Genomic DNA, 9,196 nt, shown 5'->3' on the forward strand with positions numbered 1-9,196 from the left:
GGCCTGTCCGTCATCCGGGCAGGCCGCAGTGTTTCTATTCTTCCCCTTCAGGGATCTCGTGCTCTTCCTGAGAGGGGCAGGGGTTGTATTCCTTGGGATCGTCGAAAATATGTATGCCGTGCGGGTAGTTGGAGTGCTGCGGACGGGGCAGCTTGTTGCACACGTAGTCCACGTGTTCGCGCAGATCTTCGGCGGCGCGGGTCCACAGCGGATCGAGCACGACCTTGATGCCTTCTTCGCGCGCCAGCTTCACGGCGGGCACGTAGTCGGCGTCGTTGGCCACGATGACGAGGCGATCCGTCTGATGCTTGTAGGCAAGAGCGGCGATGTCGAGGCCGAGGAGCATGTCCACGCCCTTCTGACGGATGTCGGGATAGATGTCGCCGGCCTGAATGTCGTTCACGCTGATTTCGCCGGCCATGAGCTCGCCGAGGCGGTTGGCGTCAAGCTGCCACTGTCCGGCCTGCCAGGCGGAACGGCCGAGGCGCAGCGTGATTTCCGGCGTGACGCGCAGCGACTGCAGAAACTGCTGCTTGCGGGCGATGAGCGGAGTCTGGGAAAAATCGACGGGGCCGCTCAGCGGATGTTCTCCCTTGCCGGTGAAGGGAAGAGCGTCGTAAAAGAGGATGCGGCCTACGGTTTCGTCAGGGGTGACATGCGACAGGCAGTGGCGGCGGATGCCCTGACCGTCGAAATAAAAAGCCTTCAGCGAAATGATGCGCTTGCGCATGAATTCGCCGTCAACGACAAATGTTACACGAGACATTCTAACAACCTTGTTTTTGCCGGGGCGTCCCCGATTGTGGATTTAGGATAAGCCATGGACGTTTTATCTGGATTCCGCAGGTCGCGGAAACGGCGAAGAAAGGACGATAGTGTCAGTGGAGGCTTATGTCAAGAATACAATAACCTCGGATGTTTTGCAAAGCGTGGGCGGAGCGTTCGCGTCGCGGACGTCAAAAATTCGGCGCGGCGAGCTTTTAAATGTTTGCGTTGAGTCTCCGGCGCGAGGAGCACGAGGAGACGTTATTTGCAATGTTACGGCCTGCGCGGCAGAGCTCATGCGACCAGGGCTGTGCTTTTCGCCCCGGAGGAAAAGTCGGGTTCTGGTGCTTGCTCCCCGGGCGGCTTCGGGCTATTCTCGTTCCTCCCGTGCGGTTTGCGTCGTTTTCGCGTCGGGCGAAGAGAGACGCGCCGCGCATGCCGACAGGAGAGGTTCCGGCGATGGCCGAAGTTCATGTCTGTTATCTCAGAGACGCCGCCCGCGTGTACGGCGACGGGCTCTGCTACGCCACGCCCGAGGCCGCAGGCATGGATCTGCGCGCCTGCTTCGACGAGGAGGAAATCGTCGTGGCTCCGGGCGAGCGCGCGTCGGTGCCTTCCGGGGTGTGCGTGGAACCGTGCGTTCCGGGTGTGGCGGGATTCGTATATTCCCGCAGCGGGCTCGGCGCGGTGAAGGGGCTGGTCGTGGCGCAGGGCGTCGGCGTCATCGATGCCGACTACCGGGGCGAAATCGTGGTGTGGCTGCTCAACACGTCGAGCAAGTCCGTCGTCGTCAAGAGGGGCGAGCGCGTGGCGCAGCTCGTGTTTCAGCCGGTGTGCCGTCTTGAGCCCCGCGCGGTGGAAGCTCTTTCCGAAACGACGCGCGGAAGCGGAGGCTTCGGTCATACCGGCCGGGTCTGATTTTTACGTTCGAGGTGATCTCATGTTGCCTGCTCTTGAATTTCCCGCGGATCCCTCATGGATGGTGCCCGACGAGGAGCAATGCGCTCTTTTGTGGGACAAGTACGACATGATGCCGCATATCCGCGATCACTGCCGCGCAGTCGCCGGCGTGGCGACGGAAATCGTCCGCCGGGCCGAGGAGCGCGGAATCATACCGGCGGGGCGCGCTCTCAGCGTGCCGCTGGCGCGTGCCGCGGCGCTGCTGCACGATCTGGCCAAAAGTTACTCCATCCGGCACGGGGGCAGTCACGCGCAGCTCGGCGCGGCGTGGGTGCGCGAGGAAACGGGCAATCCGCTCATCGCGCAGGCCGTGCTCTTTCACGTGGAATGGCCGTGGAGCGGCACCTCGATGGACGATGTGCGCGACCCCATGCGCCTGCCCGTGATCGTGGCCTACGCCGACAAGCGCGTGCGTCACTCCGAGGTGGTGACCATCAAGGAACGATTCGACGATCTTCTTGTCCGCTACGGCATCAGCGCCGACAAGGTGGACAACATCGCCGCCAACTATGCTCATGTACAGGCCGTGGAGCGGGCCATATTTGAAAGGGTGGGTATCCTTTAAATGGACAAGATGCGTATTCTTCTCGTTGCGGGTGGCTGGTCCACGGAACGCGAGATTTCTCTGAAGGGAGCGGCTTCCATTGCCGAGGCGCTGTCTGCGCGGGGGCACGAGGTGACGCTGTTCGATCTTTCCGACGGCTTTGAGAAGCTGCTGAAACTTGCGGCAACGCACGACGCGGCCTTCCTGAATCTTCACGGCCAGCCCGGCGAGGACGGCCTCGTGCAGGCGCTGCTTGAGCGCGCGGGATGCCCCTATCAGGGCAGCGGCCCGGCAGGCTCCTTCCTTGCGCTGAACAAGGCGGCGGGCAAGGCGCTGTTTGTGCGCGCGGGCATACGCACGCCCGACTATGAATTTCTGCCCGTGCGCCCCGCTGCGGGATGGAAGACGTCGCTGCCTTTCCCGCTGTTCGTCAAGTCGAACACGGGCGGCTCCAGCATCGACCTGTTCCGCGTGAACGACGAGGCGGAACTGAACCGCGCCCTGGATACGCTCTTTGCCGGACATCAGGAAGTGCTCATCGAAACGCTCATTCCCGGTCAGGAAGTGACCTGCGGCGTGGTGGGACGTCCCGGTGAGGAAAAGGCGCTTGCGCCCGTGCTCATCGTGCCCAAGCGGGAATTTTTCGATTTTCACGACAAGTACGCGGCCGACGGCGCCGCCGAAATCTGCCCCGCACCCCTCGCGCCGGAACTGACGGCCCGCGTGCAGGAAGCGGCAGTTGCCGCGCATCGCTGCCTTGGGCTTTCCGGGTACAGCCGCACCGACTTCCGCCTCACGGACGAGGGCGAACTGTTCGCGCTTGAAGTGAACACCCTGCCCGGCATGACGAGCGCCAGCCTTGTTCCCAAGGAAGCGGCGGCCGCGGGCATCGACTTCGGCGAGCTTCTGGAAACGCTTCTGAGCTACGCCGTCAAGAACTGATTTTTCGCCGACAGACGCGGATCAGCATCCCCCCTGTTTCTCCAAAAAGAGACGGGGGGATGTTTTTTTATGCGCCGAGGCCCGGGCACGGCTCGTTCCCGGAGACGCGAAGGAAGCTGCTCCGCATCGGAAACATGGTCGAAAATCGTTGCGCCTCAGCAGTTTTGCGTTGCGGAAGGTCGTATGTCTCCGAAAATCGGGAACGCGGAGGAAAAGCGTTTCTGCATGTGGACTGCAATGCCTCTGCAGCAGGAGCCTTTTTTGCTTTCTGCCGTGTGCATCGCAACAAATTTGAAACAGAAGGGCGGATGATCGTCATTTTCTGGACAAAAAGAACAAAAATGTTACAACGCAATATATTGAAAATATTACAAAAAATAAAAACATAATTATACATAAATGTTAAATCAAATGATATCATATAATTATATATAAAATAAAATTTCTTTTTTGTCACAAAAAGAGGTTGATTCCCGGAGAAAATAGCGCTACTCGATAGTCGTCAACGCCGGAAAATGTCTGGTTTTACAAAAATGTACTAATTCAGGTTCGGCAAAAGGGCATTGCCTGTCCCGGAAGCCATCCCTTTTTCAGCTTTTCAAGGAGCAGCGAGTCATGGGCAACAGTTATGTGCAGAGCGTTGTGGAAAACGTGCGCGCCAAGAATCCTCATCAGCCGGAATTCCTGCAGGCCGTGGAAGAAGTGCTCTTCTCCATGCAGCCTCTTTTCGACCGTGAATCCAAGTACCAGGAAAACGCCATTCTTGAGCGCATCGTGGTTCCCGAACGTCTCGTGGAATTCCGCGTGGCCTGGACCGACGACAAGGGCCGCATTCAGGTGAACAACGGCTACCGCGTGCAGTTCAACTCCGCCATCGGACCGTACAAGGGCGGTCTGCGCTTCCATCCCAGCGTGAACCAGAGCATTCTGAAGTTCCTCGGCTTTGAACAGATTTTCAAGAACAGCCTTACCGGTCTCGCCATCGGCGGCGGCAAGGGCGGTTCCGACTTTGATCCCAAGGGCAAGTCCGACGCCGAAGTCATGCGCTTCTGCCAGGCCTTCATGACGGAACTCGTCCGCTACATCGGCGCGTTCAGCGACGTTCCCGCCGGCGACATCGGCGTGGGCGGCCGCGAAATCGGCTATCTTTTCGGTCAGTACAAGCGCCTGACCAGCCGCTTTGAAGGCGTGCTCACCGGCAAGGGCCTCAAGTGGGGCGGCTCGCTCGCCCGTACCGAAGCCACCGGCTTCGGCAACGTGTACTTCGCCGAAAACATGCTGAAGGCCGTGGGCAAGGAAATCGAAGGCAAGACCGCTGCCGTGTCCGGTTCCGGCAACGTGGCCATCTACACCGTCAAGAAGCTGTATCAGCTCGGCGCGAAGCCCGTTACCGTGTCCGATTCGCGCGGCAGCATCTATCAGCCTTCCGGCATCAACCTTGAAGTGCTCCAGCAGGTCAAGGAACACGAACGCGCTTCCCTCACCCGCTACGCCGAACTCTGCAAGGACGCCACCTACATTCCCGTGGTCGATTACCCCGCGGGCGAACATCCCGTGTGGAACGTGGGCGCGGACCTCGCCTTCCCGAGCGCCACGCAGAACGAAGTCACCCTGGCCGACGCGAAGAATCTGCTTTCCAAGGGCTGCATCCTGGTGAGCGAAGGCGCGAACATGCCTTCCACCCTGGACGCCACGGCCGAATTCCAGAAGGCGGGCATCTGCTACGGCCCGGCCAAGTGCGCCAACGCCGGCGGCGTGGCCACCAGCCAGCTGGAAATGGAACAGAACGCGGGCATGACTTCCTGGACCTTCGAGGAAGTGGACAACAAGCTCAAGGGCATCATGGCCGGCATCTTCCAGGCCGCGCATGACACCGCCGAAGAATTCGGCCAGCCCGGCAACTACGTGATGGGCGGCAACATTGCGGGCTTCCGCAAGGTGGCCGACAGCATGATCGAACAGGGCGTCATGTAGTTTTTCGCCCTTCGGCCCATAAATAAATGAAAGCGCCGCCTTCCGATTTCGGGAGGCGGCGTTTTTCATGCCCGGCTTGAAGCCGGAGAGAGGCCGCGCTTTTCCGGCGGCGCGGCGGCGTATTTTCTTTTTCGACGGCGGCAGCAACGCGCTGCGGGGCGCGGGGATTGGCGGCAGCATGCCTGACAGCGTGCGGCGACCTGCCGATGTGCGGCATTCGTGCGGGGATTTGCGGGATTGCGCCGCGGTGGCCCCGAGGGAGCGCCAAGCCTTGCGCACGCGAGGGTCTTCGGGAGTTTTCAGCGCAGGCAAACCGAAGCGGACGCCGTTCCGGGGCTTTCCCGTTCCAGCGGAGGCCGATGCCTTTTCGTTCGCGCAATCTGACCGGGGCGCTTTTCAGAGCGTCGCGGAATGTTTCTGTGTTCTGCTGTCATCGTGAGCCTGACCTGCACTTATCCGAGGGCGTTCAAGGGCTTTTGCATGCTGAACCAGAATAGAAACGCCTTGTTCCATTCGGCAAACGAAGGCACGGTTTCGTCCTGCGGCGCGCCGGGGGGCAGGGCGTTGCCGTTCAAATCAAGTTCGTTGTTGGCGAGTTCCTGAACCCAGCCGTGAAAGCAGTCCAGACGGCGGCGAAAATCCGCGTCGCCGGCAAGAGCGTTCAGCTCGGCTTCAAAGGCGTCGGTGCCGGGGCGGATGCCCGTCTTTTCCTCCAGCCAGTCGAAAATGATGTCGCGGGAATGTTCCATGGAAATCTTCTGACCCTGCATGGCGTCGAGTATCTCCGCAAGCGCGGGCTCTTCTTCATGGGAACGCTCGGCAAATTCGGCGGGTACCACAAGCAGGGCGTCCAGCGATTCCACGCGCATTTCCCGCTCCGGGGAGGCCTGCATGGGCTCGTCTTCCGCGTCTTCCAGAAAATAGAAGCGGAGCCAGTGCTCGTAGCGCATGGCTTCAAGAAAAAGATCGGCAAAGGAATCCGTCATGGCTGTTCTCCTTGATGAAGTTCCCGGCGGGAACAGTATGTTTTCCAAGGCGCGGGGCAAGTTGTCAAGCGGATACTTCACAAATGCCTTTGCATTCGCAATCGGGAAGCGCTGAGCGGGGGGGGGAGACGGGCGGCGCTGCTGCAAGACCTGCGCAGCATCGGCAGAGGACGGCGTTATGCCGGAACAGCAAAGCCTTGTGAAGAGGCTGAGCGGATCTGCCGGGGAAGGCGGAAAGCGGCCGGGCATCCGGCCGCAGAAGAGCCGGAGCTTGCCATTTGCGGCCTCCTTTGGCACTATAACAGGACTTCATAAAGGGGGTTACGATGGATTTTCTTCCCATCAGGCGCGCTCTTCTGAGCGTGACGCACAAGGACGGTCTCGCGGAATTCGCCGCATTTCTCCACAAGAAGGGCGTTGAGCTGGTTTCCACCGGCGGCACCATGAAATTTCTGAAGGACCAGGGCCTTCCCGTGATCGCCGTGAGCGAAGTCACCGGCTTCCCGGAAATTCTGAACGGCCGCGTCAAAACCCTGAATCCGCGCATTCACGGCGGCATTCTGGCCAACAAGGACGTGCCCGAACACATGAAGACCCTGGAAGAGCTCGACATCAAGCCCTTCGATCTGGTGGTCGTGAACCTCTACGACTTCAAGTCCGCGCTGGAAAAGCATCTTGATCCCGCCGCCATGGTGGAGGAAATCGACATCGGCGGTCCCTGCCTGCTGCGTGCTTCCTCCAAGAACTTCAACAGCATTCTCGTGCTTTCCGATCCTTCCTACTACGCCGAGGCCATGGAAGAAATCGAAAAGGGCGGCGTGAGCCTCGAATTCCGTCGCCGCATGGCGGCCGCCACCTTCCGCACCACCTCCAACTACGACGACATGATCGCCACCTGGATGGCCGGAGGCGTAAAATAGCCGCCCGGGTTGAAGGCAACACCGCCGGTCTCAAGCCCAGCGAGCTGAAGGCTCTCAACAGGCTGGGGCAGCGCCGCTATTCTCCGCAGGGGGGCTACAGCTCCGAACAGGCGAGAGAACTGGCGGCGCTCTCGCGCCTGCTTTCCCGTCAGATAGGGCTCGCGCTGGACAGGCAGGGCCGGGTGAACATGGTCATTGTGGGGGACGCCTCGTCCATTCTCATTCCCGAGCTTCCCCATGTGCGCACGGGCGCGGGTCGTTTGCGCGGCCTGCGCCTTCTGCATACGCATCTTGTTCCCGAGGGCCTCTCGCACGAAGACCTCATGGACCTGCTTTTCCTGCGTCTGGACTCCGTGAGCGTGCTCACCGTGGACGAGTGGGGGCAGCCCGGCATGTTCCAGAGCGCGCACCTCATGCCGCCCGCGCCCGGGCAGGAGGATTCCGGCTACGCGGTGGGCGACATGCAGCCCTGGGATCGCGTGGACACCGACTTCACGCTTCAGGCGGAAACCCTGGAAGAGGAGTTCGGCCGCGTCATCGACGACGCCGTGAGCACCGGCGAGGAAGACGCCGGGGAAAGAGCCGTGCTGGTTTCGGTGTCGCTGGAGCCGCGGGCCGTGCAGGAACGGCATCTGGCCGAGCTGGCCGAGCTGGCCCGCACCGCCGGCGTGAAGGTGACCGGCACCATGATTCAGCGCGTGGCGGCCATACATCCGCGTCACATTCTCGGCCGCGCCAAGCTGGCGGAACTGGAAGTGCTCGCGCTTCAGGGGCAGGCGTCGCTCGTCATTTTCGACGGGGAACTCAGCCCTGCGCAGCTCAACAGCCTTTCGGAGCTGACGGAGCGCCGGGTCATGGACAGAACGCAGCTCATTCTCGATATTTTTGCCCGTCACGCCGTGACCCGCGCAGGCAAGCTGCAGGTGGAAATGGCGCAGCTGCAGTATTCGCTGCCGCGTCTTGCCGGTCGGCATCGTTCGCTCGACAGACTTGCCGGCGGCATTTTCGGCAACAAGGGCCGCGGCGAAACCAAGCTGGAACTGGAACGACGCCGCATTCGCGAGCGCATTACGCGCATCCGCAAGGATCTTGAGGAACTGCGCCGTCAGCGCTTCCACACGCGGGCGCGTCGGGCGCGTCAGGGGCTGCCTCTGGCGGCGCTTGTGGGCTACACCAACGCCGGCAAGTCCACGCTGCTCAACGCGCTCACCCGGGCCGACGTGCTTGCCGAAAACAAGCTGTTCGCCACGCTGGACCCCACCACCCGCCGCCTGCGCTTCCCCAGGGAACGGGAACTCGTGCTGGCCGACACGGTGGGCTTCATCCGTTCGCTGCCCCGCGAACTCACCGAAGCCTTCCGCGCCACGCTGGAAGAGCTGGAGGCGGCCGATCTGCTCATTCACGTGGTGGACGCCTCTCATCCCGAGCGGGATCAGCAGATGGAGTCCGTGGAACGCATTCTGGCGGAAATGGAACTGCAGACCGTTCCGCGCATCACGCTGCTCAACAAGTGGGACGCCGTGCCGGTGAGCGAACGCGTGCCGCTATTGCTCGACAGGCCGGACGCCATACCCGTGTCGGCGCTTGAGGGCACGGGACTGGAAAAGGCCGCCGCGGCCATTGAACGACGCATGTTCGACGAAGGCGCGTGGCAGCGGCGCGATCCGCAGACGTGGGAGGAATTTGAAAAACGGGGCAAGGCGAGAAAAAAGCGCGTCGAGGAAGAAAAAAAGCTTGACGACACCGAGCCTTTTCGATAACTAACACCAACGCAGCACGTCCCCATCGTCTAGCCGGCCCAGGACAGCGGCCTTTCACGCCGTCAACGGCGGTTCAAATCCGCCTGGGGACGCCAAATTTTATAATGAAGAACGCCAAGATGCATAACGTCTTGGCGTTTTTTGTTTTTATCACCGGTATGTTTTCCAAACGTCTTGATTCATCCGCTGGCACCCAAACATGTTAGGGGATGGATGTCCGCAGAAAATGTCGTATGGTATTTCTGGTAGCTGCATGAATAGCTGCGCGGAATCAAAAATATTTTTATTCTTATGGGCACATTAGCGTTCAACGGGACCAGGGCGTGCCCAGTCCCCTTGCCGATA

Annotated in this window: 9 protein-coding genes and 1 tRNA gene; 8 read left to right on the forward strand and 2 right to left on the reverse strand. The window is 60.8% G+C overall.

Annotation, left to right across the window (positions count from 1 at the left end; translation table 11 throughout):
* Nucleotides 1–34: 34 nt before the first annotated feature.
* The gene (locus ACZM96_RS07630; protein ID WP_489488327.1) at nucleotides 35–766 is read right to left on the reverse strand and encodes an NYN domain-containing protein; all 732 of its coding nucleotides are present in this window, start codon (nucleotides 764–766) and stop codon (nucleotides 35–37) included.
* Between the two features lie 458 nt (nucleotides 767–1,224).
* On the opposite strand from ACZM96_RS07630, the gene dut reads away from it, so the two are divergent.
* From dut to gdhA, 5 genes are all read left to right on the forward strand, one after another.
* Entirely contained in the window at nucleotides 1,225–1,683 is a 459-nt protein-coding gene (dut, locus tag ACZM96_RS07635; RefSeq protein ID WP_489488329.1) for a dUTP diphosphatase, read from the forward strand.
* 22 nt (nucleotides 1,684–1,705) lie between these two features.
* A complete protein-coding gene (locus tag ACZM96_RS07640; protein WP_294483809.1) occupies nucleotides 1,706–2,290 on the forward strand; it encodes an HD domain-containing protein in 585 nt (194 codons plus the stop codon).
* Nucleotides 2,291–2,299: 9 nt separating this feature from the next.
* Nucleotides 2,300–3,211: a D-alanine--D-alanine ligase family protein gene (locus tag ACZM96_RS07645; RefSeq protein WP_489488339.1), complete on the forward strand. Its 912-nt coding sequence runs from the start codon at nucleotides 2,300–2,302 to the stop codon at nucleotides 3,209–3,211.
* 134 nt (nucleotides 3,212–3,345) lie between these two features.
* Nucleotides 3,346–3,600 (forward strand): hypothetical protein, encoded by a 255-nt coding sequence (locus ACZM96_RS07650; RefSeq protein ID WP_489488332.1) that lies wholly within the window; start codon nucleotides 3,346–3,348, stop codon nucleotides 3,598–3,600.
* A gap of 226 nt (nucleotides 3,601–3,826) precedes the next feature.
* The gene (gdhA, locus tag ACZM96_RS07655) at nucleotides 3,827–5,185 is read left to right on the forward strand and encodes an NADP-specific glutamate dehydrogenase (protein ID WP_489488333.1); all 1,359 of its coding nucleotides are present in this window, start codon (nucleotides 3,827–3,829) and stop codon (nucleotides 5,183–5,185) included.
* 452 nt (nucleotides 5,186–5,637) lie between these two features.
* Here the strand turns inward: gdhA and ACZM96_RS07660 are convergent, their stop codons facing one another.
* Entirely contained in the window at nucleotides 5,638–6,171 is a 534-nt protein-coding gene (locus tag ACZM96_RS07660; protein WP_489488335.1) for a hypothetical protein, read from the reverse strand.
* A 326-nt stretch (nucleotides 6,172–6,497) separates the two neighbouring features.
* Between ACZM96_RS07660 and ACZM96_RS07665 the strand changes: the two genes are divergently transcribed.
* The 3 genes from ACZM96_RS07665 (at nucleotide 6,498) to ACZM96_RS07675 (ending at nucleotide 8,946) form a co-directional block, all read left to right on the forward strand.
* The gene (locus ACZM96_RS07665) at nucleotides 6,498–7,091 is read left to right on the forward strand and encodes an IMP cyclohydrolase (RefSeq protein ID WP_294483801.1); all 594 of its coding nucleotides are present in this window, start codon (nucleotides 6,498–6,500) and stop codon (nucleotides 7,089–7,091) included.
* Nucleotides 7,092–7,279: 188 nt separating this feature from the next.
* On the forward strand, nucleotides 7,280–8,851 hold the full coding sequence (gene hflX / locus ACZM96_RS07670) for a GTPase HflX (RefSeq protein ID WP_489488337.1): 1,572 nt from the start codon (nucleotides 7,280–7,282) through the stop codon (nucleotides 8,849–8,851).
* A gap of 18 nt (nucleotides 8,852–8,869) precedes the next feature.
* A tRNA-Glu gene (locus tag ACZM96_RS07675) sits at nucleotides 8,870–8,946 on the forward strand.
* The last annotated feature ends 250 nt before the right edge of the window (nucleotides 8,947–9,196 follow it).

The sequence above is a fragment of the Mailhella sp. genome (assembly GCF_057866825.1).